Source organism: Pelagerythrobacter sp., from assembly GCF_041912895.1.
Classification (GTDB): Bacteria; Pseudomonadota; Alphaproteobacteria; order Sphingomonadales; family Sphingomonadaceae; genus Pelagerythrobacter.
On record NZ_JAYSGI010000005.1, the window covers coordinates 17,452 to 42,972 of the forward strand.

Below are 25,521 nucleotides of genomic sequence, written 5' to 3' on the forward strand. Positions count from 1 at the left end.
GGCAAGCGATGTGTTGGCGCGCCGCGCGCCGGCTTAGCCGATGAACGCGATCAGCTTCGCCAGCCAGCCTTGCGGCCCCGGATCGGCCGCGCGTGCCGCGGCGGGGCGCGGGCATTCGAGGCAGTAGGCCTGCATGCCGCGCACCAAGAGCAGGCGCTCGATATCGCCCGCGACCTGCCCCAGCAGCGCCTGCTCGCGCCGGGCGACCAGCGCGAACACATCGCCGCCGCGCGCGTTCGCCGATGCCTGGCCGGCGATCAGCTGGCGGATCAGCGAATCGTAGGGCTGGACCTCTTGGCCGAGGAATTCGACGTGCCAGTCGCCCTCTTCGAGCTTGGCCTGCTGCGCGGCCCAGGCGACGGCGTCGTCGAGCCCGCCGTACTGGTCCACCAGCCCGATCTGGCGCGCCGTCCCGCCGTCCCACACCCGGCCCTGGCCGATCGCGTCCACCCGCTCGGGTGTCAGGTTGCGCGATTCGGCGACGCGGGTGAGGAAACTGCGATAGCCGTTTTCGATCGAACTCTGCAGGATCGCGTCGATCTCGGGCGTGAACCCGCCGATGATGTCCGGCTGGCCCGAAAGCGGCGTGGTGCGCACGCCGTCCGCGGTCACGCCCCATTCCGCCGCTGTCTCCTCGAACGTGGGAATCACCGCGAAGATGCCGATCGAGCCGGTGATCGTCTCGGGTTCGGCGAAGATGCGGTCCGCCGGGGTCGAGACCCAGTAGCCGCCGCTCGCCGCCATGTTGGCCATCGACACGACGATCGGGATCTCCTTCGCCTTGTGGCGCAGGATGCCGCGGCGGATCTCCTCGGACGCGAGCACCGATCCGCCCGGCGAATCGACCCGCACCACCAGCGCGGCGAGATCGTCGTCGAGCGCGTCGATCAGCAGGTCGCGGATGCGGTCGCCGCCCGCGGTGCCGGGGCCCGCGTCGCCATCGACGATCGTGCCGGCGATGGTGACCACGCCGATCGTCTTGCCCGGAGCTTCGGGCTCGCTGTCGGCCAGCCACGGGTCGAGATCGGTATGGGCAAAGCTGCCCGGGGTGTCGTCCCAAGTGTCGGCGCCGGCGATCTCGGCCACCCGCTCGCCGAATTCGATCTTGCCGCCCAGCTTGTCGACCAGCCCCGCTTCCAGCGCGGCGGTCGCCATGTCGCCGTCGCTCGCGGCGATCCATTCGGCCGGCTGGCCGGTGACCCTGGCGAGATCGAGCTGCGGGCGCGCCTTCTTCACGTTCGCCTGCCATTCTTCCCACAGCGAGCCGTAGAGCGCTTCGTAGTTTTCGCGCGCCGCGGGCGACATCCCGGCGCGCGAATAGGGTTCCACCGCCGACTTGTATTCGCCGACCTTGTAGATCCGCGCATTGACCCTGAGGTTTTCGAGCAGTTGGCCGAAATAGAGGTTCGATCCGCCGGGGCCTGCGATCACCGCGCCGCCCAATGGATCGACCCACACCTCGCTCGCGTGCGCGGCGAGCATCATCGCGTCGTCGCCGTAGGCCACGGCATAGGTCAGCACCGGCTTCTTCGCGGCCCGGGCGCGATCGAGCGCTTCGCCGATATCCTGCAAGTGAACCTGCCCGCCGCCGAGGAACGAGGTCATGTCGAGCACGATCGCCTTGATCCGGTCGTCGTCTGCGGCCTCGTCGATCGCGCGAACGAGGTCGCGCGACTGGAATTCGGTGATCGGCTCCTGCCCGCTGAGCAGCACGGACAGCGGATCGAGCGGCGATTTTTCTTCCACCACCACGCCGTCGAGCTCGAGCAGCAGCGCGCCCTCGCGCACTTGCGCGGGGCTGGGCCGCGCGGTGAGGACCGCGTAGAGCGCCATGAAGAACAGCAGCAGGAAGACGAGGCTCAGCCCGTCCTTGATGCCCACCAGCAGCCGCCAGACCTTGCCTGCAAACGCCATCGCTCGATCAGTCCCCGCAAATTCGTGTCGAACGCTCACCTAGAGTGCGCGGGCTCAAGGTTCCACCCGAAAGCACGCGAGCAGCCGATAAGGCTCGACGAAAGGGACTTGCCCCCCTAATGGCATCGCTTCGATGGCATCGACGGGCACTCACGACACTCCGGGCCGCTTTCCGGCGGGCGCGCGCGCCTTTCCGCATCGCGACCTGACCGGCATCGCGCAGATGGAGCGGCACGAGATCCTGTTTTTGCTCGCCGAGGCGGAGCGCTGGGTCGAGTTCAATCGCGGGGCGGACAAGCACTGCGACGAACTGGCCGGCCTCACCATCATCAACGCCTTCTTCGAGAACTCCACCCGCACGCTGCTGAGCTTCGAGATCGCGGGCAAGCGGCTGGGGGCGGACGTCGTCAACATGCACGCCGCGACGTCGAGCGTGAAGAAGGGCGAGACGCTGATCGACACCGCGATCACGCTCAACGCCATGCGCGCCGATGCGATCGTGATCCGCCACGGATCGAGCGGCGCGGTGGATCTGATCGCGAGCAAGGTCGATTGCCCGGTGCTCAACGCGGGCGACGGCCAGCACGAGCACCCGACGCAGGCGCTGCTCGATGCGCTGGCGCTGCGCCATGCGCTGGAGGACCGGGGCGAGGGGGCGGAGGATTTCACCGGGCTGACGGTGACGATCTGCGGTGACATCCTGCACAGCCGCGTCGCGCGCTCGAACATGCTCTGTCTGCAGGCGCTCGGTGCCTCTGTGCGCCTTTGTGCACCGCCTGCGTTGATGCCCGCCGGGGTCGAGGCGATGGGCGCGCAGCCGTTCCACGATTTCGACGCCGCGCTCTACGGGGCGGACGTGGCGATGATGCTGCGCCTTCAGACCGAGCGGATGAGCGGCCAGTTCATCCCCTCGGCGCGCGAATACCACCACCTGTACGGCCTCACCCGCGAACGGCTGGAGGCCCGCGCGCCCGATGCGCTGGTGATGCACCCCGGCCCGATGAACCGCGGGGTGGAGATCGACAGCGACGTGGCCGACATGCTCGACCGTTCGATCATCACCCGGCAGGTCGAGATGGGCGTCGCGGTGCGCATGGCCTGCCTCGACGTGCTGACGCGCAAGACGCGCAGCGCGCCGGGCTGGAACGACGGGCAGTGGGCATGAAGCAGGTGCGCCCTCTGACGATCACCGGCGGCAGGCTGGTCACGCCCGACGGTGTTCGCGCCGGGGCGTTGCGGCTCGTCGAAGGGCGGATCGCCGCGCTGGGAGATGCCAGCCCGCAAGAGGGCGACGACACGATCGACGTCAACGGCGCACTGGTCGCCCCGGCGCTGGTCGATTTCGGGGTCTTCGCGGTCGACAAGCCCGCGTTTCACTACGGTGGCATCGCACGCGCGGCGCTGATGCCCGATCAGAACCCGCCGCTCGATCTGCCGAGCCGGGTTTCGTATATCGCAAAGAGCGGCAAGCCGGATTTCTGGGTGCACCCGCTCGCCGCCGCGACGCGCGGGCTGGAGGGGCGCGAACTGGCCGAGATCGCGCTGATGAAGGAGGCCGGCGCGCGCGGCGTCGCCACCGGTCGGCGCTGGATCGCCGATTCGGGCGCAATGCTGCGGCTGCTGCAATATGCCGCGATGCTCGATCTGGTCGTCGTCGCTCATGCCGAGGATGCGGCGCTGGCGGGCGATGCGGCCGCAACAGCGGGCGAGATCGCGACCCGGCTCGGCCTGCCGAGCGCGCCCGCCGAAGCCGAGGCGCTGGCGGTCGCGCGCGACGTGGCGCTGGCCGAGATGAGCGGCGCGCGGCTTCACTTCCGGCAGGTGACGACGCGCGCCGCGCTCGATATCGTGCGCGCCGCCAAGGCGCGCGGCGTCAAAGTGACCGCAGGCGTGACCCCGGCGCACTTCATGCTGTCCGACCTCGCGACCGCAGACTTCCGCACTTTCGCCCGGCTTTCGCCGCCGCTCCGCTGCGAGGCCGACCGCCAGGCCGTGATCGCAGCGATCGCCGACGGGACGATCGACGTGGTCGCATCGGGCCACGATCCGCGCGGGCCGGAAGACAAGCGCCTGCCCTTCGCCGATGCCGAACCCGGCATGGCGGGGGCCGAGACGCTGCTGGCGATGACGCTGACGCTGGTGCGCGACGAGGTGATCGATCTGCCGCGCGCGTTCGACCTGCTCGCCGGAGCGCCCGCCCGCCTGCTCGGCGTCGAGGCGGGCGAACTGCGCGAAGGGTGGGAAGCCGACATCGCGCTGGTCGACCCCGAACAGCCGTGGGTAGTCGACAGCCGCAAGATGGAGGCGACCGCCGGCAACACGCCGTTCGATGGTCAGCCCGCGCAAGGCCGCGTGCTCGCGCTGCTCAAGGGCGGCGTCGCGGTCTAGCGCCGCCAAAAAGAAAGCCCCTCCCGCGAAGGGGAGGGGCCAGTCCATCTCCGTTGGGGAGAGAGGTTCGTCAGCGGCGCGCCATGCGCACCCCGGTATCGATCGCGCCGGGCAGGGGGCGACCCTCGGCCCAAGCGATGCAGCCTTCGCCGCGCGCCTTCACCGTCGAGCACATCGAGCGCGCGTCGGCGACTGCGAAACCGCCGGCGGAGACGCGGAAATAAGTCTTCCCGCGCACCCGCGCTTCGGTGATGACCATGCGATAGCGGTCGAGGTCGGGATAGGCCTTCGCGTAGATGCCCCAGGCGCGGCGTGCGCCTTCGCGGCTGGCGAACGATCCGAGCTGGATCAGATGGCTGCCATCGGTGCGTGCCGGTGCGGCCGCCGGTTCCTCGCGGCTCGCGGCGACCCGCGATACGCCCGGCGAAGGCGCGCGCGGCGCGGCCTCCGCGCCATAACGCGCGGGCATCTTCTGCACGACCGGTTGGGAAATAAATTGCACGAGGCTTTCGGTGATCTGCGCCGGGCTCGCGCCGGTCGGCGCGGGCGCAGCGAAAGCGGCCCTGACGGTTTCCGGCTCGCTCGCCGGCGGCTGTACGATGGCGAGTTGCGGAGCGAGGGCTACGGGTGGGAGCTCTCCTACCGGCGCGGCTTGCGCGAACTGCGTTTCGGGCGCGGGCTGGGCGAGCGCCGCAGCTTCGGCGGCCAATTGCTGCGAGCCCGGGTTGTTTACCAGCGCGAGCGCCACCGGCTGGCCGGGATCGCGTACGACCGGCGCGCCGAGCAGGCTGGCGACGCGCGCCTGATACATCTCGGGCTGGACGGAGCGCGCCCACTGGCTGATCCGCTGATCGATCTGGTCGGGGGGAACGTCCTCGGCGGCCATCAGCCGCGCCGCGCGCCAGTCGCCGCCCAGCGCGTAGGCATAGGCGAGGTTCTGGCGAACCTTCGGCGTGTTCTGGCCCGAGCGCAAGGCGTTCGCGAGGATCTGCGCGCCGCGCTCCGGCTGGCCGGCCAGCGCCAGCGCCAGGCCGAGATCGGCGGGATCGAGTTCGTCGCTCCAATCGTCGAGCAGCGCCGAGGCGCGCGGGTAATTCCCGGCGGCGGTTTCGGCGAGCGCGAGGCTGAGCGCGGTGCGCGGCGAATTGTCGCCGAGCGACATGGCGTCCTGAAAACTGGTTGCGGCGGACTGGAAGCGTCCGGCTTCCATATAGGCCGCGCCCAGTACCGCGCGGAATTGCGGGCTGCGCGGCTGAGCCAGCACGGCGGCTTCGGCGTGGGTCAGCGCTTGGCTGCTTTGGCCGCGTTCGAGCGCGGTCTGCGCCTTGCTCGCGGAAACCGCAGCGGGCGGCGCCACGTCGGTCGTGCATCCGGTCAACGCGGTGGTCGCGAGCGCGGTCGTCAGCGCCAGCGCGGCGAGCCGATGTAAGGTGGCGGTGCGGGTCATGGTCGTTTCCCCCGTGTGCTCAGTGCCGCTCGACCTGGGCGGCGAGCTTGTCGATGTCGGGCATCGCGTCGAGCAACGCATCGAGCGCCTCGGTCACGATCTGCTGCGCGCTGCGATTGCGGATAGTGCAGGCAAGGCGCAGCTTGAGGTGGCGGTTGGGATCGAGCCGCAAGGTGAAGGCGGCGCGCCGGGCGCGCTTGGCGGCGGGCCGGCTCACGGCGCCGGTGGCGGGCGAGATCCGCTCGGCGAGCACGGCCTGCTGCTTGCGGACCTGCGGCTCGGCCGGCGTCGCGGGTGCGGCGGCCTCCAGCTGGTCCTTGGCCTCGTGATCGATCTCGCGCGCCTCGGCGGCGGTTTCCGGATTGGCCGGCGAGGGGGTGAGCTGAAGCACGTCGGCGTCGCGCGCAGGCTCGTCGTCGGAGCCCATGTCGTTCCAGCCGAGATCCTCGATGCCGGCGGAGAGCGCGCTCTGGCCGGTAATGAGGGCGGACTGCGGCCGCATGGCCGGTTTCGCGCCGCCCTTGCGGGCGAGAAGCGTGGAACTGAGGGAGGCGAAGTTGGCGTCGCTCATGATCGGTGGTCCGTCAGCCTTACTGCGCGACCCGGCGGCCGAAGCCGCCGGCGGGGCGATGCGCGCCTCCGGCGACCGAAGAGATCGCATGCGGTACGGCGAAAACCGTGCGGCGGAAGTTCTTTTCGAGTCGGTCCGCGACATAGGTCCACAGCGCGGTGACCTCGGCGGCGCTGCGGCTGCCGGGATCGACTTCCATCACCGTGCGGCCGTCGATCATCGAAGCCGCATAGTCGGTCCGGTGGTGGAGGGTGATCGGGGCGACGGTGCCGTGCTGGCTCAGCGCGACCGCGGCTTCCGAAGTGATCTTGGCCTTGGGCGTCGCCGCGTTGACGACGAACACCAGCGGCTTGCCCGCGCGCTCGCACAAGTCCACCGTGGCGCCGACGGCGCGCAGGTCGTGCGGGCTGGGCCGGGTCGGCACGACGATCAGTTCGGCGACGCCGATGACCGACTGGATCGCCATCGTGATCGCCGGCGGCGTGTCGATGACGGCGAGTTTGAAGCCCTGCTGGCGCAGGATTTGCAGATCGCTGGCGAGCCGTGCGACTGTCGTCTGCGCGAAGGCAGGATATTCCGCCTCACGCTCGTTCCACCAGTCCGCGAGCGAACCCTGTGGATCGATGTCGATCAGCACCACCGGGCCTGCGCCGGCGCGCTGCGCCTGCACGGCCAGGTGGCCCGACAGCGTCGTCTTGCCCGATCCGCCCTTTTGCGATGCCAATGCCAATACGCGCACAGGCCGATCCCCCTAATCGTGTCGCCACCCGCCGAAGCGGTTCGGCAACCGAGATCGCAGGATACCCCTAATTTTGGATTAACGGCGCTGCCGCCATGCGAGGGCGCGAAAGTCGCCGGGTTAGAAACCCTTTGCTAACGCACTGTTCACTATGTCAGTCTGAACCGCGGAGGATCGAAGGGGCCGCATATGAGGTTCGCGCACGTATTGCAGTTGCTGATCGCCGGGAGCGCGCTCGCCGCTGCACCCGCATCGGCCGACGTCAAGGACGGCGTCGATGCCTGGAGCCGGGGCGATTATCGCGCGGCGGTCGCCGAATGGCGGGGTCCGGCCGAAAGCGGCGATCCCGACGCGCAGTTCAACATGGCGCAGGCCTATCGCCTTGGCCGCGGGGTCGAGCGCGACGCGGCGCAGGCCGAGATACTCTATGCCAAGGCGGCGGCGCAGGGCCACCTCAAGGCGGCCGACAACTACGGGTTGATGCTGTTTCAGGCCGGGCGGCGCGAGCAGGCGATGCCCTACATCACCGCCGCCGCCGATCGCGGCGATCCGCGCGCGCAGTATCTGCTCGGCATCGCGCACTTCAACGGCGATATCGTCGAGAAGGACTGGGTGCGCGCCTATGCCCTGCTGACCGTCGCCAACGCGTCGGGCCTGCCGCAGGCCGCGCCGGCGATCCGCCAGATGGACGAACATATCCCGCTCGAGGAACGGCAGGAAGCGCAGGCACTGGCGCAGCAGCTCAAGCAGCAGGGCGACGCCGAGCGCGCGCAGCAGTTCGCCGCCGCCGATCTCGCCGCCGCGGACCTGCCGACGGCGGCACCTGCCGCCCAGCCGCCAGCGACCGGGCAACCCGCGCCCGCCGTGCCCTCGGCTTCCGCCCGAGTGCCCAGCCCCATCGCTCGCACGGAAACCTCGCCCTCGATCGCAGCGGCACAGGCGGCGATCATGGAAGCGAGCCGCGTGACCGGTACGGACAGCCCGGCCTCCGCCGGCGCCGACTACGCGCGACCGCAGGAGGCGCCTGCGGTGCCGGAACAGCCGGCCGAGACTCCCGCGCCAGCCCCTCGGCCCGAAGCACCGACCTCCCCACCGGCGGCCACACCGGCGGCTCCGGCTCCGGCCGCCGCAAGCGGCCCATGGAAGGTCCAGCTCGGTGCGTTCTCGGTCGCGGCCAACGCCGATCGCCTGTGGGCGCGCGTAGGCGGTGGCGAGGCGCTCGCGGGTTCGCAGAAGCTGCTCGTGCCGGCGGGTCGGTTGACCAAGTTGCTAGCCGGGGGCTTTGCCACGCGGGCTGCGGCGCAATTGGCGTGCAGCGCGCTCAAGGCCGATGGGGTGGATTGCCTCGTGACGCGCTGATCCCGGCGCGCACTCTTCCGCGAGACTCCGTCGCTGCTATAGCAGGCGTGTTTCGCGACGAGGGGCAGCGATGACCGAAGCCGTTTCCATGCCGACAGATGCCGCGCCGGACCAGCCGCAGCCGGTCCTCACGCCAGAGCGCATCGCCAGCCTCGATTTCATCCGCGGTATCGCGGTGATGGGCATCCTGCTTGCCAATATCGCGCTGTTCGGCCAGCCGGCCACCGCCGCGATGTGGCCGGGCGGCTTCATCGGCGGCGACGGCGATCCGGGCGGCTCGCTGTGGATCGCGCAGTTCGTGCTGATCGACGGCAAGATGCGCGGGCTGTTCACCCTGCTCTTCGGCGCGGGGATGATGCTGTTCATGGAAAAGGCGTGGGCGCGGGGCGCGACCCGCACGCTCCAGGCGCGGCGGCTCGGCTGGCTGTTCGTGTTCGGTCTGCTGCATTTCTTCCTGCTGTGGCAGGGCGATATCCTGACACTCTACGCGCTGTGCGGCGTCTTGGCGCTGGGCTGCCTGACGTGGCAGGCGCAGACGAAATTCGTCGCCGCGGCGGTGTTCTACGTATCCGGCGCGCTGATCTGGACCGCGCTGTTCTTCACCTTCTACCTCGCGGCCGAAACGCCGTTCGGCCAGAGCCCGCAGATGGCCGAGGCGCTGCCCGGCATCATGAAATCCAAGGCGCTGCCGGTGGCGGACGGGCAGGTCGAAACCGCGCTGATGCAGGGCGGCTCGTGGTTCGCCAACGTCGGGCACAGGCTGACGGAGCACCCGTTCGACTGGCTCACCATCCTGTGGCAAGTCGCTTGGGAGACAGTGCCGCTGATGCTGATGGGCATGGCGCTCTACAGTTGGGGCTTGTTCGACGGGCGGTGCGACCCGACGAAGCAGCGGCTGTGGGGCTGGATCGGTGTGATCGCGGGCATTGCCACGACGATCCCGCTCGCCTTGTGGGCGCAAGGGCGCGATTTCGGCTATTTCAGCACGATGTTCGTGTTCATCGGCCCCTCGATGCTCACCCGGCTGCCGATGATCCTCGGGCTGGCCGCGCTGCTCGCTCTGTGGGGGCCGAAGGCGACCGGATGGCTGGGTCGGCGCGTCGCAGCCGCCGGACGCATGGCGTTCACCAACTACATCGGCACCTCGTTCGTGATGCTGTTCGTGTTCTCCGGCTGGGCGCTGGGCCTGTTCGGGGCACTCGATCGGCCCGCGCTCTATCTGGTCACGGTGCTGATGTGGATCGCGATGCTCGCTTGGTCGCAGCCGTGGCTGGCGCGATTCCGCTATGGCCCGCTCGAATGGCTGTGGCGCTGCCTGACGTATTGGCGGCTATTTCCCCTGAGGAGACGTTAGGGGTTGCTATTGCGAAGGCCTCGCATAAATTGATGCCTGCGAATCACTCGCAGGAGCCGTGATGTACATCTGCATCTGCAACGCCATTCGGGATTGCGAACTGCGCCGCGCGGCGCGGCGCTGCTCGGGCGATGCGGAGGCGGTCTATGCCGCGCTGGGCAAACGGCCCGATTGCCGCCAGTGCCTGGACGAAGCCGAGGACGTGCTGTTCGAAGAACGGCAAATGTCTCTCATTCCAGCTCGCGCGGCCTGATTTTCGCCTCCGATCCAGGCTAACGCAAATCGCTCGCAAACGGCGGAATTCCGCCATTTTTTAGCCCTCCAGCCTTGTCACGAGCGGCAATGCAGCGCATATGCGGCGCCAGCATTTCTCACCGATGGAGGCGCCAGATGAAGGGCGACACGAAAGTCATCGAGTTCCTCAACAAGGCGCTCACCAACGAACTTACCGCGATCAACCAGTACTGGTTGCACTACCGCGTGCTGCAGGATTGGGGCGTGACGAAACTCGCCGAATACGAGCGGCACGAATCGATCGACGAGATGAAGCACGCCGACGTGCTGGCCGAACGGATTCTGTTCCTGAAGGGGCTGCCGAACTTCCAGGCGATCCACAAGCTCAAGGTGGGCGAGACGGTCGAGGAAATCCTCAAGGCCGACTTGGCGATGGAGAACGAGGCGATACCGCTGCTGCGCGACGCGATCGCGCATTGCGAGACGGTGCGCGACTACGTCAGCCGCGAGATCTTCGAGCGTATCCTCGAGAGCGAGGAGGAGCACGTCGACTTCCTCGAAACCCAGTTCGACATGATCGAGCGGATGGGCCTGCAGAACTACGTCCAGCTTCAGAGCAAGCCAGCGCAGGACGGCGGCGATTAACGCCGCGTCTTGCGGTTGCGCCACCCGCGGTAGTTCACGCCGCGGGCGGCCATCCGGGTTTCGAGCAGGAAGAAGCCGAGCCCGGTGATCAACAGTGCCATCGTCAGAACCCAGGCGATCGCGGTGATCGTCCCGATTTGTGGTTCGATATAGGCGCTGATGAACAGCAGCGCGATTACCACGCTGATGACCGCGGCCGAGGCGGTGCTGAACGCCATCGCCTTCTGCGCATGGCGCCTTCGCTGGACCAGCCAGGGCAGTTCGCGCAACTCGTGATCGCCGGCCTTGCCGTCCTCGATTCGGCGTTCGATTCGCTCGATTCGCTCGGCGACCCAGATCATCCGGCTCATCATCACGTTCATGATTGCGCCGATGCCGCTGAGCAAGAACGCAGGCGCGAGCGAGAGCTGCACGATTTGCTGAACGTGCGGGGTACTCGCCGTGCGCTGGAGCATCTCGACCGCAAGGCTCGTGCTGGCGGATAACAGGTCGACCATCAATCGCTCTTGTAGGGATTTTTCGGGCTCTTGAGCACCACCCGCACCGGCACGCCCTCGAACCCGAGTTCGCGGCGGATGCCGTTGACGAGATAGCGCTCGTAGCTTTTGGGCAGCATGTCGAGCCGGGTGCCGAAGACCACGAAGCGCGGCGGGCGCGTGCTCGACTGGGTGATGTAGCGCAGCTTGATCCGCTTGCCCTTGGGCGCGGGCGGCGGGTTCGCCTCCAGCGCGTCGTCAAACCAGCGATTGAGCGCGGCGGTGGGCACGCGCTTCGACCAGGCATCGCGTAGCACGAAAGCCGCGCCGAGCATCGTGTCGAGCCCCTTGCCGGTCTTCGCGCTGACCGCGAACAGCGGCAGCCCGCGAACCTGGCTCAGCCCTTCGCCCAGCGCCTCGCGGATGCCGTTGAACAGCGAACTGGCGTTCTCCGCCACGTCCCACTTATTGATCGCGACCATCAGCGCGCGGCCTTCCTGCAAGGCCATATCGGCGATTTTGAGGTCTTGGTGCTCGAGGCCCTTGGTTGCATCGAGGAGTAGCACCACGACCTCCGCGAAATCGACCGCGCGCCGCGCATCGGCGACCGAGAGCTTCTCCAGTTTCTCGACCACCTTGGCGCGCTTGCGCATTCCGGCGGTATCGATCAGCCGGATGTCGCGCACCTCGCCGCTGGCCGGATCGGTCCACTGCCAGTCGACCGCGATCGAATCGCGGGTGATCCCGGCTTCCGGGCCGGTGAGCAGGCGATCTTCGCCCAGCAGGCGGTTGATGAGGGTGGACTTGCCCGCGTTGGGCCGCCCGACGATCGCGAGCTTGAGCGGGCCGGGCGGCGCGTCCTCCTCATCCTCCTCGCTGACTTGAGCGGGGGTGGCCGAGCCTTCAGCCTTCTCGCCGATGATCGGCCACAGCGCGCCAAAAAGGTCGGCCACGCCTTCGCCATGCTCCGCCGAGAGCGGGACCGGCTCGCCCAAGCCGAGTGACCACGCTTCGATCACGCCGGCTTCGCCCGCCTTGCCCTCGGCTTTGTTGGCGACGGGCACGACCGGCACCGTCTGGCTGCGCAGCCAGCGGGCGATCTCCTCGTCCAGCGGAGTCAGGCCGGCTCGCGCGTCGACCACGAACAGCGCTGCGTCCGCGCCTTCGAGGCTGACCTCGGTCTGGCGGCGCATACGCCCGGGCAGGCTCTCGGGATCGTCGTCCTCCCAGCCTGCGGTATCGACAATGGTGAATTCCAGCCCGGCGATCGCGGCATCACCCATGCGACGATCGCGCGTCACGCCCGGTTGATCGTCGACCAGCGCGAGCTTCTTGCCCACCAGCCGGTTGAACAGTGTGGACTTGCCGACGTTGGGTCGGCCGATGATGATGACTTGGGGCTTCATGCGGGTGCGCAGGTGGAGCCTATCGCGGCGCTTGGCAAGCACGCTCGGAGAAATGGTTAAGATCGATTAACCATAACCGGTAGGTTCGCCTTAAGTATGCCCCGGCAATTCCTTGCCGCATGAAGGCCATCCCCCTCATCGCCGCAATCGCCGGAATTTGCGCGTTTCATGCGCCTGCATCCGCCGATGCGAGCCCTTCGTTCGCACCGGCGCGGCCAGCCGTGAGCGGCAGCGAATTGCCGCCATATCTCCAGTGCGTTCCCTATGCGCGCCAGCTTTCTGGCGTCCAGATCTACGGGGATGCCCTTACGTGGTGGGACCAGGCGGCCGGCCGTTACGAACGCGGCGACGAACCGCGCGTCGGCGCGGTCATGGCGTTCATCCCGAGCGGCGGCATGACGTTGGGCCACGTCGCTACGGTAAGCCGCGTGATCGACAGCCGCACGGTGTTGCTCGACCATGCCAACTGGTCGCCGATCAATGGTCGGCGCGGCCAGATCGAGCGCGACGTCAAGGCGATCGACGTCTCTCCAGCCAACGACTGGAGCCAGGTGCGCGTGTGGTACGATCCAATCCAGGGGTTGGGCACGACCGCGTGGCCGGTGCACGGCTTCATCTATGGTTCGCGGCCAAACTCGCTCCGCCAACAGCCGGAGGCGCGTCTGGCGGCGGTTTCGCAGCCTCCCCGGGCGGTTACTGCGCCGACACCGGTTTCGGCGACGCCGTCTCGCGCGTTCATGAACGCGTTCTCCGGGCTGCCAGCCGCGAAGGTCGCTACGGCACCCGCGAGCGGCCCGCGTGTCGCCGCGCCTCTGCTCCCTCAGCGCAAGGCGATGCCGCAGCGCAAGGCCGCCGCACCCGCGCAACGCGATCCGATAACGGCCGCGATCGCGCGATACGGAAACTGACGGGCGTCAGGCCTTGGCGACCGGCGGATCGTCGCCCAGATCTTCGTACCACGCTTCCACCGGGCCGGTGAGCTTGAGGGTGAGCGGCTGACCCTTGCGGTCCATCGTCTTACCCGCCTGAACCCGAACCCAGCCTTCGGAGATCGAATATTCCTCGATATCGGTGCGCTGACGGCCCTTGAACTTGATGCCGACACCGCGCTGCAGCTTGTCGGCGTCGAAATGGTCGCTGCGCGGATTTACCGAGAGGCGGTCGGGCGGCGTGTCGGGCGTGGTCTGGTCGGTCATGACGCGCGCCGTAATCGGCCTTGCGCCCCTCGGCAATACGTCAATCGGGCGGCGGCGGCGTTTCGCTGGGGCCGCGATCGGGATTGTCGTAATCGGGCACGGGCGGCTCGATCTCGTCGGGTTCGTGCACCGGATCTTCCAGCGGCGGACTGTCTGGCGGGGTTTCGGGGGGCGAGACGGGTTCGATCGTGTCGGGCGAAGGGTCGGGCTGGGTGGCCATTGCGAAGTCTCCTCGGGCTGTATTGGCGGTCTTGCCCGATTCAACGCCGCGCCGCGCCCGCGCGTTCCGCACGTCGCGTTCGGCCAATCGCGGCGCTTGCCCTTTTCGGCCCGCCCGACTAAGGGCGCTCCCCTGTTCGCGTGGGTTTCCCGCGTGCGGCTTCGTTCGGGTTGCGGGCGTGGCGGAATTGGTAGACGCGCTGGTTTTAGGTACCAGTATCGAAAGATGTGGGGGTTCGAGTCCCTTCGCCCGCACCAGCCGCCGGCTCGGCCACCCTTCGACAAACACGTGATTTCGAAAAGGCTTAAGTTCGCACCATGCAGATCAAAGAGACCACCAACGAGGGCCTCAAGCGCGGTTACCAGGTGACCATCCCGGCCAAGGACATCGAGGCGCAGGTCGATGCCGAGGTGAAGAAGATCGCCCCGCAGGTGCGCATGCCCGGCTTCCGGCCCGGCAAGGTGCCCGCGAATCTGGTCAAGAAGATGCACGGCGAGAACGTGCACGCGCAGGTGGTCAACGACACGATTCGCAGCTCGGTCGACGGGCTGATCCGTGACGAGAAGCTGCGCCCGGCGATGCAGCCGAAGGTGGAGCTCGGCGAAGGCTACGAGCAGGGCAAGGATGCCGTGCTCGCGGTCGAGCTGGAAGTCCTGCCCGATGTCGCCACGCCCGACATCGATGGTCTCGCGCTCGAGCGGCTGACGGTGCCGGTGAGCGACAAGGCGGTGGACGAGGCGATCGAGCGCATCGCCGGCCAGCAGAAGAGCTACAAGGACGCGCCCAAGACGAAGAAGGCGGGCGAGGGCGACCAGCTCATCATCGATTTCGTCGGCTCGATCGACGGCGTGGAATTCGACGGCGGCAAGGCCGAAGGCGCGCCGCTGGTGATCGGTTCGGGCCAGTTCATTCCCGGCTTCGAGGACCAGCTCACCGGCGCGAAGACCGGCGACGAGAAGACCATCACGGTCACGTTCCCCCAAGATTATCAGGCCACGCACCTCGCGGGCAAGGAAGCGCAGTTCGCCGTCACCGTGAAGCAGGTGAAGGTCGAGGGCGAGACCAAGATCGACGACGATTTCGCCAAGAGCCTGGGCCTCGACAGCCTCGACAAGCTGAAGGAACTGCTGCGCGGCCAGCTCGAGCAGGAAACCGCCGGGCTCACCCGCACGCAGATGAAGCGCCAGTTGCTCGACCAGCTCGCCGCGGGCCACGACTTCGCCGTGCCGCAGGGCATGGTCGACGCCGAATTCGAGCAGATCTGGGCGCAGCTCGAGCAGGAAGCCTCGCGTGACGAAGATCCGGCCAAGGCGATGAAGGAAATCGAAGCCGAGCGCGACGATTACCGCAAGATCGCGGAACGCCGCGTGCGCCTCGGCCTGCTGCTCAGCGAGATCGGGCAAAAGAACGGCGTCGAGGTCAGCCAGCAGGAAATGAGCATGCTCGTCCAGCAGGCGGCCCAGCAGTATCGCGCCGAGGACCGCGAGCGGTTCATGCAGTATGTCCAGTCCGAACCGATGGCCGCGGCCCAGCTTCGCGCGCCCCTCTACGAGGACAAGGTCGTCGACTTCCTGTTCGACAAGGCCGAAGTGACCGACCGCGAAGTGACGCGCGAGGAACTGGAAGCCGCCATCGAGGCCGAGGAAACCGAACCGGCCAAGAAGCCTGCGAAGAAGGCCCCGGCCAAGAAAGCCGCCGCCAAGAAGGCCCCGGCGAAGAAGGCGGATTCCGACGACAAGGCGCCGGCCAAGAAGCCCGCCGCGAAGAAGACGCCCGCGAAGAAGGCGGACGATGCCAAGGGCGAGAGCAAGGCCGCTCCGGCCAAGAAGGCCTCGGCGAAAAAGGCTCCCGCCAAGAAGGCCGACGACGAGAAGCCCGCCGCGAAGAAGGCTCCTGCCAAGAAAGCGGCGGCGAAGAAGTAATCCACGGCCATCGAGCCGGGTAACGAACGGGCGGCGGGGCGATGGCCTCGCCGCCCTTTTCGTTGCAACTCAGCGGTTACCTGTCGGCCGTTTCCGGGCTCCAGAGGTCAAATTTCGGCTCGACGAGGTCGGCGCTCCGCGCGCGTTCGTAGGCGGCTCCCGCCTTCAACAGCGCATGATCCTGCCACTTCGCGCCGATGAAGCTGAGCCCGACCGGCAACCGCTCGACCGCGCCCATAGGCACGGTCAGATGTGGATAGCCCGCGATAGCTGCCAGACTACCAGCGCCGATTCCGCCGGGAAAATTGTCGCCGTTGACGAGGTCGCTGGTCCACGCAGGCCCTGCCGTAGGGGCGACGAGAAAAGCGACATCGTGGTCGGCGAGCAATCGGTCGATGCCTTCTTCTCCCGCCAGCCGAAGCGAGTTCGCACGCGCGGCACGGAATTTCGCTTCATCCACTTCGGTCAGCGCCTGTTCGAAGGTTTCCTGCCCGAACCAGCGAAGCTCCTCGTCCGCATTCCCCTTGTTGAATGCCACGACATCGGCCAGCGAGCGCACGGGGATGTTCGCGGGCGAATCCGACAGATAGGCATCCATCCCCTCGCGCAATTCGTAGAGAAGCACCGCGAACTCGTCGCGGTACATGGCGGCATGGGGTTCGAAATCGATCTCGACGAGTTCAGCCCCGGCGCGATCGAGGTCGGCAAGCGCGGCCTCGAACAGGGCGGTCACTTCCGGTCTGCTTCCCGCTTGTTTGCGCATCACGCCGATGCGGACGCCATCGAGAGAGGCGGTGGCGAGGCCCTCGCGAAAGTCGACCGCGTGTCGGTCCGCGTCGGCTGTTGCTGGATCGGCCGGGTCGTTTCCGGCGATGGCGGTCAGCAACGCGGCGGCATCGGCCACGGTTCTGGTCATCGGCCCGGCAGTGTCCTGACTGGCGCTGATCGGCACGATATGGGTGCGACTGACGAGGCCGACCGTTGGCTTGAACCCGACCACACCGTTTACGCTGGCCGGGCAGGTGATCGATCCGTCGGTTTCCGTCCCGATCGCCGCCCAGGCGAACCCGGCCGCGACCGCCGCGCCGCTCCCCGACGAACTGCCGCAGGCGTTGCGGTCGGTCGCATGCGGGTTGCGCGTTAGCCCGCCGACCGCGCTCCACCCGCTGGTGGAGTTGCCGCTGCGGATGTTGGCCCATTCCGAGAGGTTGGTCTTGCCCATTACCACGCCGCCCGCCGCGCGCAGCCGCGCAATCAGCGGCGCGTCGCGGCCCGTGTTGTTGCCTGCCAGCGCCAGGCTGCCCGCAGTGGTCGGCAATTCGCGGGTTTCGATATTGTCCTTCACCAGAACGGTCCGACCGCGAAGCCAACCCTCGGCCTCCAGCGCGGCGATGATCTGCTGCTGGATGTCGGGCGCGAGCGCTATCACGGCGTTCACGCCGCCTCCGCCATCCTCGTTCTTTTCCATCGCGAGCAGGAAGCCGAGTGCGTCGACCTCCGCCTGAGTACTCGGCTGGAAGCCCTCGGGCAGGGCTGTCTGCCGCGATTCGATGTTATCTTTGGACGGCGTCTGAGCCGCTAAACTCGTGGTGGACAGGGCGAACAATGCCAAGGCGGCAGGGATATCTCTCATCCCCGCACCGTGCCACCGCTTTCGAGCAAAGCAAGTCGGTTGCACACATGCGGACAAATCGATGGCCAAGGGTTAACGCCCTTGAACATCGCGCCGGGCATCGCGACATAGCCGGTCGAGTTTCTGACGGAGGACATTTTTCCCATGATCGACCTGTTCGGCACCGATGCCCATTCCTCGCAAGGGCAGTTTACCCGCGATCCGGTGACGGGCGCGCTGGTGCCGGTGGTGGTCGAGCAGACCAGCCGGGGCGAACGCAGCTTCGATATCTTCAGCCGCCTGCTGCGCGAACGCATCGTGTTCGTGACCGGGCAGGTCGAGGACAACATGGCCTCGCTCATCACCGCGCAGTTGCTGTTTCTGGAAAGCGAAAACCCGTCCAAGCCGATCTCGATGTACATCAATTCGCCTGGCGGTGTGGTGACGGCGGGCATGGCGATCCACGACACCATGCAATACATCAAGCCGCGCGTCTCGACCGTGTGCATCGGGCAGGCCGCCAGCATGGGCAGCTTCCTCCTCGCCGCGGGCGAGCCGGGCATGCGCATCGCGCTGCCGAACGCGCGGATCATGGTCCACCAGCCTTCGGGCGGCGCGCGCGGCATGGCGAGCGACATCGAGATTCAGGCGCGCGAGATCCTGCGCATCCGCCAGCGGATGAACGATCTCTACGTCAAGTACACCGGCCAGAGCCTCTCCGACATCGAGAAGGCGATGGACCGCGACACCTTCCTCGAAGCCGACGAAGCGATGAAGTTCGGCATCGTCGACAAGGTGTTCGAAACCCGGCCCGAGAACGAGGAACCGGGCGCGGATTCGGGCTCCGGCGGCGCGCCGGAGTAACGTCGGTTCCGGGGTTCGCCCGGGAGCGGGACATTAACTGTAGCATTTGGGCAACCTTGCCACTTCAGCTTGTGGCAATTCACCCATGCTAGGCCCGACGTGTTGATTAATGACCATCCGGCTCTAGAGTCGGTCGAATCCCGCCGTGGAATCTGGCGGGGGTTCGGGAACCACGGGAAATGACCAAGTTGAGCGGAACCGATAGCAAGTCCACCCTCTACTGCAGTTTCTGCGGCAAGAGCCAGCACGAGGTGAGGAAACTCATCGCGGGGCCGACGGTGTTCATCTGCGATGAGTGCGTCGAGCTGTGCAACGACATCATCCGCGAGGAGACCAAGGCGGGACTGACGGGCCGCAAGGAAGGCGAAGTGCCGACCCCGGCGGACATCTTCGGCACGCTCAACGACTACGTGATCGGGCAGGACCGCGCCAAGCGCGTGCTCTCGGTCGCGGTCCACAATCATTACAAGCGCTTGAAGCACAGCGGCAAGGCGGGCGAGGTCGAGCTCGCCAAGTCGAACATCCTGCTCGTCGGCCCCACCGGCTCGGGCAAGACCCTGCTCGCCCAGACCCTGGCCCGCACGTTCGACGTGCCCTTCACCATGGCCGACGCGACCACGTTGACCGAAGCCGGCTATGTCGGCGAGGATGTCGAGAACATCATCCTAAAACTGCTTCAGGCGAGCGACTACAACGTCGACAAGGCACAGCACGGCATCGTCTACATCGACGAGATCGACAAGATTACGCGCAAGGCGGAAAACCCCTCGATCACGCGCGACGTATCGGGCGAAGGCGTGCAGCAGGCGCTGCTCAAGCTGATGGAAGGCACCACCGCCTCGGTTCCGCCGCAGGGCGGGCGCAAGCATCCGCAGCAGGAATTCCTCCAGGTCGACACGACCAACATCCTGTTCATCTGCGGCGGCGCGTTCGCCGGGCTGGAAAAGGTGATCGCCGACCGCCTGCAGAAGCGCTCGATCGGCTTCGGCGCGCACGTCGCCGACCCGGACAAGCGCCGCGTGGGCGAGCTGCTGGAAAAGTGCGAGCCGGAAGATCTGCTCAAGTTCGGTCTGATCCCCGAATTCGTCGGCCGCCTGCCGGTGATCGCCACGCTGCGCGACCTCGATATCGAAGCGCTGGTACAGATTCTGAGCGAGCCGAAGAACGCGCTGGTCAAGCAATACCGCAGGCTGTTCGAGCTTGAGGACGTCGAGCTGACGTTCACCGACGATGCGCTGGAAACGATCGCGCAGCGGGCGATCAAGCGCAAGACCGGTGCGCGCGGCCTGCGCTCGATCGTCGAAGGCATCCTGCTCGACACGATGTTCGACCTGCCCGACATGGACGGTGTGACCGAGATCGTGATCGACAAGGACGTCGTCGAGGGCCGCAAGGAGCCCATCCGTGTGCTCGGCGGCGACGAGAAGGAAGAGGCGGCCTGACTTAGGCTGCCCGGCGGCCTGTGGGTCGCCCGACAGATCGGCCCGCACGGCGGCCGACATAGCCTTTAACAAGGCGTTGAAGACGCGGCACGCGGCCGCGCGACGGACCGGGCCGACTGCGCCCGGCCCGCCATTATCATGCGAATACGAGGAATTTCACCATGGCCACGAACGCACAGCTCGCAGCCAAGCTCCTGCGCGACGCAAGCGGGTTCTTCCGCAACGTCGGCGAACAGAACCCGCCGCTGCAGGACCAGATGAACGACAACGCGCAGGTCTACGAACAGGTCGCCGCGATGGTCGAAAGCGACCCCACCGGCGAGCTGCCCGAACAGCAGCAGCAACAGCCGGAAAGCTGATCTAGCAGCTTTCCGACGACGAAAGGGCGCAGTCGCGGTCCAGCTCGATCTGGATCGTGGCGTGCCCGATCGCGTGATCGTGCGACAGGGCGTGCGCCACGGTGCGCAGGAAATCGTCGCCCGGATGGCCGCCGGGCATCACTAGGTGCGCGGTCAGCGCGGTCTCGGTCGTGCTCATCGGCCAGATGTGGAGATCGTGAACCGCCTCCACGCCCGCCAGCCCTTGCAGATAGGACCGCACATCGGGCTCCGATATGCCTTCTGGCACGGCGTGCAGGCCCATCTTCACGCTGTCCTTCAGCAGGCTCCAGGTGCCCCAGGCGATCACCGCCACGATCGCCAAGCTGGTGACCGGATCGATCCAGTGCGCGCCGGTCAGCAGGATCGCCACGCCGGCTATGACCACGCCGAACGATACCAGCGCGTCGGCGAGCATGTGCAGATAGGCGCCGCGGATATTCAGGTCGGCATGGCGGCCGCGCATGAACAGCATTGCAGTCGCGCCGTTGATGACGATTCCGATCCCGGCCACGATCACCATCGTCCACCCCTGCACTTCGGCGGGTTCAGACAGGCGGTTGATCGTCTCGAACAGGATCGCCCCGATCGCGACCAGCAGCAACCCGGCGTTGGCGATCGCGGCGAGGATGGTCGAGCTCTTGAAGCCGTAGGTGAACCGCCCGCTCGCCGGGCGCTTCGCCGCCGCCGCTGCGCCCCAGGCGAGCAGCAGGCTCATCACGTCGGACAGGTTGTGCCCGGCATCGGCAACCAGCGCCATCGAACCCGAGATGAAGCCGTAAGTCGCCTCCACCACCACGAACACGGTGTTGAGCACCACGCCGATCGCGAACGCGCGCCCGAAGTCGGCCGGGGCATGCGAATGCCCATGCCCATGGCCATGCGCAGCGTGATCGTGGGAATGGCCTGCGCCCATCGCCGTCACCCGTAGATGCAGGCGTCGAGCCCGTCGCGGCGCACCACGCCGATCCGGGCCGCGATGGTGTTGCCGTAGCGGCGGGTGAAGCCCGACGGGTTTATCACCGAACGTTCCTTGGGCAGCGGCAGGGCGGCCGCCATGCGCGCCGCCTCGCTGCGTGTCATGCGCGCGGCGGAGTGGTTGAAGTACCGTTGTGCACCCGCTTCGGCCCCGTAGGTGCCGATCCCGGTCTCGGCGACGTTGAGGTAGATCTCCATGATCCGCCGCTTGCCCCAGATCTGCTCGATCAGGAAGGTGAACCACGCCTCCACGCCCTTGCGCGCATAGCCGCCGCCTTGCCACAGGAACACGTTCTTGGCGGTCTGCTGGCTGATCGTGGAGCCGCCGCGGATACGTCCGCCTTGCGCGTTGCGCTCCATCGCCTGCTCGATCGCCTCGCGGTCGAAGCCGTCGTGCGAACAGAACTTGCCGTCCTCCGCCGCGATCACCGCGCTTACCAGATTGCGGTCGATATTGCTGAGCGGCTCCCAGTTCTTCGTGATGCCGTTGCCGTCCATCAGCATCGTCGCGGTGACGGGGGGCGGCACGAACTTGAACAGCACGACGACCGCGAGGCTGAGGCCCACGAACCACAGGAATATCTTGGCGAGCAGCGTCAGGAACCAGCGCATGGTGGCAGCGATAGGGCGCTCGGCCCGCGCGCGCAATCGCTCAGCCGCGCGCGTCGTATCGGGCGCGCGCAGCCTCGATCGCCGCGATATTGCGCTCGGCCCATTGCCATACGCCGCAGAACGCTTCGGCCAGTTCGTGACCGAGCGTGGTCAGACGATATTCGACGCGCGGTGGAACCTCGGGGTGGACGGTGCGCGTCACCAGCCCCTCGCGCTCCATCTGGCGCAGGGTCTGGGTCAGCATCTTCTGGCTAATCCCCGGCACGTTGCGGCCGAGCGCGCTGAAGCGTTGCTCGCCATCTTCCTCCAGCGCCTCGATCACCAGCAGCGTCCACTTGTCGGCCACGCGGCCGATTGTCTCGTCCACGAGGGCATCGATGCGCGGGTCGGAGTGATAGCTGGTGTGCGGATTGGCGGCCATTACTTTCTCAGCGGTAACTACGGCACTTTCGGGTGCCTTCTTTCCATTGGTACGTGACGGCCTAGATTGAGGAGAAGCCAGACGCAATTGGAGACACATCATGAAAGCAAGCGGCAACACCATCCTCGTCACCGGCGGCGGCAGCGGCATCGGGCGTGAACTCGCCCGGCGCTGGCACGCGCTGGGCAACACCGTGATCGTCGCCGGACGCAGCGCCGACACGCTGGATGAAACCGCCGATGGTCACGAGAACATCCACGCCATGACCTTCGACGTGTCCGACCCGCAGGATATCGCGCGCTTCGCCAAGGAACTCACGGCGCGCTTCCCCGCGCTCAATGTGCTGGTGAACAACGCCGGGATCATGCGGTTCGAGGACGTGACGGCGAAGCGCGATCTGGCCGATGCCGAAGCCACGATCGTCACCAATCTGCTCGGTCCGATCCGGCTCACCGACGCGCTGATCGACCACCTGACGGCGCAGGAGGGTGCGGCGATCGTCAACGTCAGTTCGGGCCTCGCCTTCGTGCCGTTGCCCAGAACGGCGACTTATTCGGCGACCAAGGCGGCGATCCACAGCTATTCGATTTCGCTGCGCGCGCAGCTTGAAGGGAAGGTCGAGGTGATCGAGATCGTCCCGCCCGCCGTGCAAACCGAACTGACGCCTGGCCAATCGACGCGCGAAGGCTACCTGCCGCTCGATACCTATATCGATCAAGTCATGGCGCAGTTCGAAAGCGGCGAACCGGGCGACGAGGTCAACGTTCCGAACTCGCTGTATCTGCGCAACGCGGAGGCCGAGGGCCGATTTGGTGAAACGCTGGCGATGCTCGGCAGCCTGTAGGCCTCGCGACCGCCAGCACCGGATACGAAAAGGGCGCGAGAGGCAGATAACCTCTCGCGCCCTTTTGTGTTCTCGGCGTGGTTTACGCGATGCCGGGCGTCAGCCGCTGGCCGGCGATGGCCTTCATCGCTTTCTGCAGCTTCTCGAACGCGCGCACCTCGATCTGCCGGATACGCTCGCGGCTCACGTCGTAGACCTGGCTCAGTTCCTCCAGCGTCTGCGGGTTTTCCGTCAGGCGCCGTTCGGTAAGGATGTGCTTCTCGCGATCGTTGAGCCCGTCCATCGCCTCCACCAGCATGTCGTGGCGGACCTCCGCCTCCTCGGCGTCGGCGACGGTTTCGTCCTGCAACGGGCGGTCGTCGGTCAGCCAATCCTGCCATTCGCCGGAGCCTTCCTCGCTTCCGCGCATCGGCGAATTGAGCGAACCGTCGCCGCCCATCATCATCCGCCGGTTCATGTTGACGACTTCCTGCTCCGGCACGCCGAGATCGGTGGCGATCTTGGTCACGTCGTCGGGGTGGAGATCCGAATCCTCGTAGGCGTCGAGGTTCTTCTTCATCCGCCGCAGGTTGAAGAACAGCTTCTTCTGCGCCGCGGTGGTGCCCATCTTCACGAGGCTCCACGAACGGAGAATGAACTCCTGGATGCTCGCCTTGATCCACCACATCGCATAAGTCGCGAGGCGGAAGCCGCGATCGGCCTCGAACTTCTTGACGCCCTGCATCAGGCCCACGTTACCCTCGGAAATGAGGTCGCTGACCGGCAGGCCGTAGCCGCGATAGCCCATGGCGATCTTCGCCACCAAGCGCAGGTGGCTCGTCACCAGTTGCGCGGCGGCGTCTGAATCTTCATGCTCCTCGAACCGCTTGGCGAGCATGTATTCCTGCTCTGCCGTCAGCACGGGGAACTTCTTGATCTCGGAGAGATAGCGGTTGAGGCTCTGCTCACCGCCGAGCGCCGGAACGCTCAATGCCTTGCTGTTGCTCACTTTACCCTGACCTTTCTCGTGTCGACCGTGCGGGTCTGGACCCCTGATGGGCATCCGTGCGTGCCGGCCACATAGCTACATATAGGACGCGAGTGTTGCGGATTGAACCGACTTTCATCGATTTCAACGAGCGGTTTCGTCGATGAGTTCCCGCATATCGGCAGGCAATTCGGCCCGGAAATCCACCCTTTCGCCGGTGATCGGATGATCGAAGCCGAGCGCGGCGGCGTGGAGGGCCTGCCTGGCGAAACCGATCTGGCGAAGAAGCGGGCGAAGCGCTGCGGGAGTGCGTCCATAGACAGAATCACCCAATAGCGGATGGCCGATTGACGCACAGTGAACGCGCACCTGATGCGTGCGCCCGGTTTCCAACCGGCATTCGATCAGCGCGCAATCGCGCAGGAATTTCAAGGTCCTGTAATGCGTGACCGCGTGCTTGCCGCGCGTCGATTCGGGCGCGAGCACAGCCATCTTCTTGCGGTTCGCGTCCGAGCGGCCGATTCGCCCTGCAACCGTTCCCGCCGCAGGGCGTGGATGCCCGGCGCAGACGGCAAGATAGGCGCGCGAGATCGTGTGGTCGGCGAACTGCCGCGCCAGCCCTTCGTGCGCGGCGTCGGTCTTGGCGACGACCAGCAGACCCGAGGTATCCTTGTCGATCCGGTGGACGATCCCCGGCCGCGCGACGCCGTTGATGCCCGACAGCCGCCCGGCGCAATGATGCAGCAGCGCGTTGACCAGCGTGCCGTCGCGGTTGCCGACGGCGGGATGGACGACCAGCCCGGCAGGCTTGTTCACCACGATCAGGTGATCGTCCTCGAACACGATATCGAGCGGGATGTCCTGCGCCTCGGCGGCGAGCGGCGTGGACGGCGGCACGTCGATCGCGAAAGCCGCACCCTCGGTGGCCTTGGCCGATGCGCCGCGCACCACCGCGCCGCCCACCGACACCCGCCCTTCGCCCATCAGCGCCTTCACCCGTTCACGCGACAGGCCCGAAGCCTCGGCCAGCGCCTTGTCGAGACGGCCAGCGCCTCCAAGCACACCTTCGATGACTTCGCCGCCCGACATGCTAGGTCCATGCGCGATGGATATCGAAGTCACAAGGGCGGCGGTGGATCAAATCATGGCCGAAGCCGAGCGAGCGCATCCGCGCGAATGCTGCGGGATTCTGCTGGGCGAAGGCGCGCGCGTTACCGCTGCCAGGCCCGCGCCCAACGTCCATCCTTCGGTTGAGACGCATTTCGAAATCGATCCGCAGGCGCTGATCGATGCCCACCGGGCGGCCCGGGCCGGCAAAGCCCAAGTGCTGGGCTATTATCACTCGCACCCCAACGGCCGCGCCGCGCCGTCTTCCACCGATCAGGCGTGGGCTGCGCACGACGGGCGGGTCTGGGCGATCGCCGCACAAGGCGAGGTCACGTTCTGGCGGGACGACGAAGCGGGCTTCGTGCCGCTTTCCCTGCGCGCCATCGACAGGTAAGGACCGGCGTCAACGGCATTCCACCGGCAATC

27 protein-coding genes and 1 tRNA gene are annotated in these 25,521 nt (G+C 66.9%); 14 read left to right on the top strand and 14 right to left on the bottom strand.

Annotation, left to right across the window (positions count from 1 at the left end):
- Positions 1-33: 33 nt before the first annotated feature.
- Positions 34-1,914: a signal peptide peptidase SppA gene (gene sppA / locus ACE3QC_RS13130; protein WP_374408958.1), complete on the bottom strand. Its 1,881-nt coding sequence runs from the start codon at positions 1,912-1,914 to the stop codon at positions 34-36.
- Positions 1,915-2,047: 133 nt separating this feature from the next.
- Here sppA and ACE3QC_RS13135 point away from each other — a divergent pair, with 133 nt between their 5' ends.
- Positions 2,048-3,079, top strand: coding sequence for an aspartate carbamoyltransferase catalytic subunit (locus ACE3QC_RS13135; protein ID WP_374408960.1), 1,032 nt, complete (start codon positions 2,048-2,050; stop codon positions 3,077-3,079).
- Complete coding sequence (locus tag ACE3QC_RS13140) at positions 3,076-4,302, top strand: dihydroorotase family protein (RefSeq protein WP_374408962.1); 1,227 nt, start codon at positions 3,076-3,078, stop codon at positions 4,300-4,302. Before ACE3QC_RS13135 ends, ACE3QC_RS13140 begins: the two co-directional genes overlap by 4 nt.
- Positions 4,303-4,372: 70 nt before the next feature.
- Here ACE3QC_RS13140 and ACE3QC_RS13145 read toward each other — a convergent pair whose 3' ends face one another.
- The 3 genes from ACE3QC_RS13145 to ACE3QC_RS13155 are packed head-to-tail and all read right to left on the bottom strand — an operon-like array spanning position 4,373 to position 7,059.
- Positions 4,373-5,749, bottom strand: a complete 1,377-nt coding sequence (locus tag ACE3QC_RS13145) for an SPOR domain-containing protein (RefSeq protein ID WP_374408964.1) — start codon at positions 5,747-5,749, stop codon at positions 4,373-4,375.
- A 19-nt stretch (positions 5,750-5,768) separates the two neighbouring features.
- Positions 5,769-6,320 carry a hypothetical protein gene (locus ACE3QC_RS13150; RefSeq protein ID WP_374408966.1) on the bottom strand — a complete coding sequence of 184 codons (552 nt, stop codon included), beginning with the start codon at positions 6,318-6,320 and terminating at the stop codon, positions 5,769-5,771.
- A gap of 19 nt (positions 6,321-6,339) precedes the next feature.
- Complete coding sequence (locus ACE3QC_RS13155; protein ID WP_374408968.1) at positions 6,340-7,059, bottom strand: AAA family ATPase; 720 nt, start codon at positions 7,057-7,059, stop codon at positions 6,340-6,342.
- A gap of 189 nt (positions 7,060-7,248) precedes the next feature.
- Here ACE3QC_RS13155 and ACE3QC_RS13160 point away from each other — a divergent pair, with 189 nt between their 5' ends.
- The 4 genes from ACE3QC_RS13160 to bfr all read left to right on the top strand — a co-directional run bounded on the left by ACE3QC_RS13160 (position 7,249) and on the right by bfr (position 10,651).
- A complete protein-coding gene (locus tag ACE3QC_RS13160) occupies positions 7,249-8,418 on the top strand; it encodes an SPOR domain-containing protein (protein WP_374408970.1) in 1,170 nt (389 codons plus the stop codon).
- A gap of 70 nt (positions 8,419-8,488) precedes the next feature.
- Positions 8,489-9,772, top strand: a complete 1,284-nt coding sequence (locus ACE3QC_RS13165; RefSeq protein WP_374408972.1) for a DUF418 domain-containing protein — start codon at positions 8,489-8,491, stop codon at positions 9,770-9,772.
- A 61-nt stretch (positions 9,773-9,833) separates the two neighbouring features.
- A complete protein-coding gene (locus tag ACE3QC_RS13170; RefSeq protein ID WP_374408974.1) occupies positions 9,834-10,025 on the top strand; it encodes a bacterioferritin-associated ferredoxin in 192 nt (63 codons plus the stop codon).
- Positions 10,026-10,162: 137 nt separating this feature from the next.
- Positions 10,163-10,651 (top strand): bacterioferritin, encoded by a 489-nt coding sequence (bfr, locus tag ACE3QC_RS13175; RefSeq protein WP_374408976.1) that lies wholly within the window; start codon positions 10,163-10,165, stop codon positions 10,649-10,651.
- Here bfr and ACE3QC_RS13180 read toward each other — a convergent pair.
- The gene (locus ACE3QC_RS13180; protein WP_374408978.1) at positions 10,648-11,148 is read right to left on the bottom strand and encodes a DUF2721 domain-containing protein; all 501 of its coding nucleotides are present in this window, start codon (positions 11,146-11,148) and stop codon (positions 10,648-10,650) included. The genes bfr and ACE3QC_RS13180 overlap by 4 nt on opposite strands.
- Positions 11,148-12,533, bottom strand: a complete 1,386-nt coding sequence (der, locus tag ACE3QC_RS13185; RefSeq protein WP_374408980.1) for a ribosome biogenesis GTPase Der — start codon at positions 12,531-12,533, stop codon at positions 11,148-11,150. The genes ACE3QC_RS13180 and der overlap by 1 nt, the downstream gene beginning before the upstream one ends.
- 221 nt (positions 12,534-12,754) lie before the next feature.
- Between der and ACE3QC_RS13190 the strand changes: the two genes are divergently transcribed.
- Positions 12,755-13,441 (top strand): CHAP domain-containing protein, encoded by a 687-nt coding sequence (locus ACE3QC_RS13190; RefSeq protein ID WP_374408982.1) that lies wholly within the window; start codon positions 12,755-12,757, stop codon positions 13,439-13,441.
- Positions 13,442-13,447: 6 nt separating this feature from the next.
- On the opposite strand, the gene ACE3QC_RS13195 is transcribed toward ACE3QC_RS13190, so the two are convergent.
- Positions 13,448-13,729: a DUF3297 family protein gene (locus tag ACE3QC_RS13195; RefSeq protein ID WP_374408984.1), complete on the bottom strand. Its 282-nt coding sequence runs from the start codon at positions 13,727-13,729 to the stop codon at positions 13,448-13,450.
- A 40-nt stretch (positions 13,730-13,769) separates the two neighbouring features.
- Positions 13,770-13,949 (bottom strand): hypothetical protein, encoded by a 180-nt coding sequence (locus ACE3QC_RS13200; RefSeq protein ID WP_374408985.1) that lies wholly within the window; start codon positions 13,947-13,949, stop codon positions 13,770-13,772.
- 172 nt (positions 13,950-14,121) lie between these two features.
- Here ACE3QC_RS13200 and ACE3QC_RS13205 point away from each other — a divergent pair.
- Positions 14,122-14,206: transfer RNA gene (locus tag ACE3QC_RS13205), tRNA-Leu, on the top strand.
- 60 nt (positions 14,207-14,266) lie between these two features.
- The gene (tig, locus tag ACE3QC_RS13210) at positions 14,267-15,871 is read left to right on the top strand and encodes a trigger factor (RefSeq protein WP_374408987.1); all 1,605 of its coding nucleotides are present in this window, start codon (positions 14,267-14,269) and stop codon (positions 15,869-15,871) included.
- A 76-nt stretch (positions 15,872-15,947) separates the two neighbouring features.
- Here the strand turns inward: tig and ACE3QC_RS13215 are convergent, their stop codons facing one another.
- Positions 15,948-17,504, bottom strand: coding sequence for an amidase (locus ACE3QC_RS13215; RefSeq protein WP_374408989.1), 1,557 nt, complete (start codon positions 17,502-17,504; stop codon positions 15,948-15,950).
- A 144-nt stretch (positions 17,505-17,648) separates the two neighbouring features.
- Here ACE3QC_RS13215 and ACE3QC_RS13220 point away from each other — a divergent pair, with 144 nt between their 5' ends.
- From ACE3QC_RS13220 to ACE3QC_RS13230, 3 genes are all read left to right on the top strand, one after another.
- The gene (locus ACE3QC_RS13220) at positions 17,649-18,347 is read left to right on the top strand and encodes an ATP-dependent Clp protease proteolytic subunit (RefSeq protein WP_374408991.1); all 699 of its coding nucleotides are present in this window, start codon (positions 17,649-17,651) and stop codon (positions 18,345-18,347) included.
- A 179-nt stretch (positions 18,348-18,526) separates the two neighbouring features.
- Complete coding sequence (clpX, locus tag ACE3QC_RS13225) at positions 18,527-19,789, top strand: ATP-dependent Clp protease ATP-binding subunit ClpX (protein WP_374408993.1); 1,263 nt, start codon at positions 18,527-18,529, stop codon at positions 19,787-19,789.
- A 161-nt stretch (positions 19,790-19,950) separates the two neighbouring features.
- Positions 19,951-20,148 (top strand): hypothetical protein, encoded by a 198-nt coding sequence (locus ACE3QC_RS13230; protein ID WP_374408995.1) that lies wholly within the window; start codon positions 19,951-19,953, stop codon positions 20,146-20,148.
- 1 nt (position 20,149) lies between these two features.
- Here ACE3QC_RS13230 and ACE3QC_RS13235 read toward each other — a convergent pair whose 3' ends face one another.
- The 3 genes from ACE3QC_RS13235 to ACE3QC_RS13245 are packed head-to-tail and all read right to left on the bottom strand — an operon-like array spanning position 20,150 to position 22,177.
- The gene (locus ACE3QC_RS13235) at positions 20,150-21,082 is read right to left on the bottom strand and encodes a cation diffusion facilitator family transporter (protein WP_374408997.1); all 933 of its coding nucleotides are present in this window, start codon (positions 21,080-21,082) and stop codon (positions 20,150-20,152) included.
- A 5-nt stretch (positions 21,083-21,087) separates the two neighbouring features.
- Entirely contained in the window at positions 21,088-21,756 is a 669-nt protein-coding gene (gene mtgA / locus ACE3QC_RS13240; protein ID WP_374408999.1) for a monofunctional biosynthetic peptidoglycan transglycosylase, read from the bottom strand.
- A 40-nt stretch (positions 21,757-21,796) separates the two neighbouring features.
- Complete coding sequence (locus ACE3QC_RS13245; protein WP_374409001.1) at positions 21,797-22,177, bottom strand: winged helix-turn-helix transcriptional regulator; 381 nt, start codon at positions 22,175-22,177, stop codon at positions 21,797-21,799.
- 100 nt (positions 22,178-22,277) lie between these two features.
- Here ACE3QC_RS13245 and ACE3QC_RS13250 point away from each other — a divergent pair, with 100 nt between their 5' ends.
- On the top strand, positions 22,278-23,021 hold the full coding sequence (locus ACE3QC_RS13250; protein WP_374409003.1) for an SDR family oxidoreductase: 744 nt from the start codon (positions 22,278-22,280) through the stop codon (positions 23,019-23,021).
- An 82-nt stretch (positions 23,022-23,103) separates the two neighbouring features.
- Here ACE3QC_RS13250 and rpoH read toward each other — a convergent pair whose 3' ends face one another.
- A complete protein-coding gene (rpoH, locus tag ACE3QC_RS13255; RefSeq protein ID WP_374409005.1) occupies positions 23,104-24,009 on the bottom strand; it encodes an RNA polymerase sigma factor RpoH in 906 nt (301 codons plus the stop codon).
- Positions 24,010-24,132: 123 nt separating this feature from the next.
- Complete coding sequence (locus ACE3QC_RS13260) at positions 24,133-25,077, bottom strand: RluA family pseudouridine synthase (protein ID WP_374409007.1); 945 nt, start codon at positions 25,075-25,077, stop codon at positions 24,133-24,135.
- Between the two features lie 16 nt (positions 25,078-25,093).
- Between ACE3QC_RS13260 and ACE3QC_RS13265 the strand changes: the two genes are divergently transcribed.
- Entirely contained in the window at positions 25,094-25,489 is a 396-nt protein-coding gene (locus ACE3QC_RS13265; protein ID WP_374409009.1) for a Mov34/MPN/PAD-1 family protein, read from the top strand.
- Positions 25,490-25,521 lie beyond the last annotated feature (32 nt).

Bases quoted from the DNA above. Each gene is read 5' to 3' on its own strand.
- sppA (WP_374408958.1), bottom strand. From the start codon at position 1,914: ATGGCGTTTGCAGGCAAGGTCTGGCGGCTGCTGGTGGGCATCAAGGAC.
- ACE3QC_RS13135 (WP_374408960.1), top strand. From the start codon at position 2,048: ATGGCATCGACGGGCACTCACGACACTCCGGGCCGCTTTCCGGCGGGC.
- ACE3QC_RS13140 (WP_374408962.1), top strand. From the start codon at position 3,076: ATGAAGCAGGTGCGCCCTCTGACGATCACCGGCGGCAGGCTGGTCACG.
- ACE3QC_RS13145 (WP_374408964.1), bottom strand. From the start codon at position 5,749: ATGACCCGCACCGCCACCTTACATCGGCTCGCCGCGCTGGCGCTGACG.
- ACE3QC_RS13150 (WP_374408966.1), bottom strand. From the start codon at position 6,320: ATGAGCGACGCCAACTTCGCCTCCCTCAGTTCCACGCTTCTCGCCCGC.
- ACE3QC_RS13160 (WP_374408970.1), top strand. From the start codon at position 7,249: ATGAGGTTCGCGCACGTATTGCAGTTGCTGATCGCCGGGAGCGCGCTC.
- ACE3QC_RS13165 (WP_374408972.1), top strand. From the start codon at position 8,489: ATGACCGAAGCCGTTTCCATGCCGACAGATGCCGCGCCGGACCAGCCG.
- ACE3QC_RS13170 (WP_374408974.1), top strand. From the start codon at position 9,834: ATGTACATCTGCATCTGCAACGCCATTCGGGATTGCGAACTGCGCCGC.
- bfr (WP_374408976.1), top strand. From the start codon at position 10,163: ATGAAGGGCGACACGAAAGTCATCGAGTTCCTCAACAAGGCGCTCACC.
- ACE3QC_RS13180 (WP_374408978.1), bottom strand. From the start codon at position 11,148: ATGGTCGACCTGTTATCCGCCAGCACGAGCCTTGCGGTCGAGATGCTC.
- der (WP_374408980.1), bottom strand. From the start codon at position 12,533: ATGAAGCCCCAAGTCATCATCATCGGCCGACCCAACGTCGGCAAGTCC.
- ACE3QC_RS13195 (WP_374408984.1), bottom strand. From the start codon at position 13,729: ATGACCGACCAGACCACGCCCGACACGCCGCCCGACCGCCTCTCGGTA.
- ACE3QC_RS13200 (WP_374408985.1), bottom strand. From the start codon at position 13,949: ATGGCCACCCAGCCCGACCCTTCGCCCGACACGATCGAACCCGTCTCG.
- tig (WP_374408987.1), top strand. From the start codon at position 14,267: ATGCAGATCAAAGAGACCACCAACGAGGGCCTCAAGCGCGGTTACCAG.
- ACE3QC_RS13215 (WP_374408989.1), bottom strand. From the start codon at position 17,504: ATGAGAGATATCCCTGCCGCCTTGGCATTGTTCGCCCTGTCCACCACG.
- ACE3QC_RS13220 (WP_374408991.1), top strand. From the start codon at position 17,649: ATGATCGACCTGTTCGGCACCGATGCCCATTCCTCGCAAGGGCAGTTT.
- clpX (WP_374408993.1), top strand. From the start codon at position 18,527: ATGACCAAGTTGAGCGGAACCGATAGCAAGTCCACCCTCTACTGCAGT.
- ACE3QC_RS13230 (WP_374408995.1), top strand. From the start codon at position 19,951: ATGGCCACGAACGCACAGCTCGCAGCCAAGCTCCTGCGCGACGCAAGC.
- ACE3QC_RS13235 (WP_374408997.1), bottom strand. From the start codon at position 21,082: ATGGGCGCAGGCCATTCCCACGATCACGCTGCGCATGGCCATGGGCAT.
- mtgA (WP_374408999.1), bottom strand. From the start codon at position 21,756: ATGCGCTGGTTCCTGACGCTGCTCGCCAAGATATTCCTGTGGTTCGTG.
- ACE3QC_RS13245 (WP_374409001.1), bottom strand. From the start codon at position 22,177: ATGGCCGCCAATCCGCACACCAGCTATCACTCCGACCCGCGCATCGAT.
- ACE3QC_RS13250 (WP_374409003.1), top strand. From the start codon at position 22,278: ATGAAAGCAAGCGGCAACACCATCCTCGTCACCGGCGGCGGCAGCGGC.
- ACE3QC_RS13260 (WP_374409007.1), bottom strand. From the start codon at position 25,077: ATGTCGGGCGGCGAAGTCATCGAAGGTGTGCTTGGAGGCGCTGGCCGT.
- ACE3QC_RS13265 (WP_374409009.1), top strand. From the start codon at position 25,094: ATGGATATCGAAGTCACAAGGGCGGCGGTGGATCAAATCATGGCCGAA.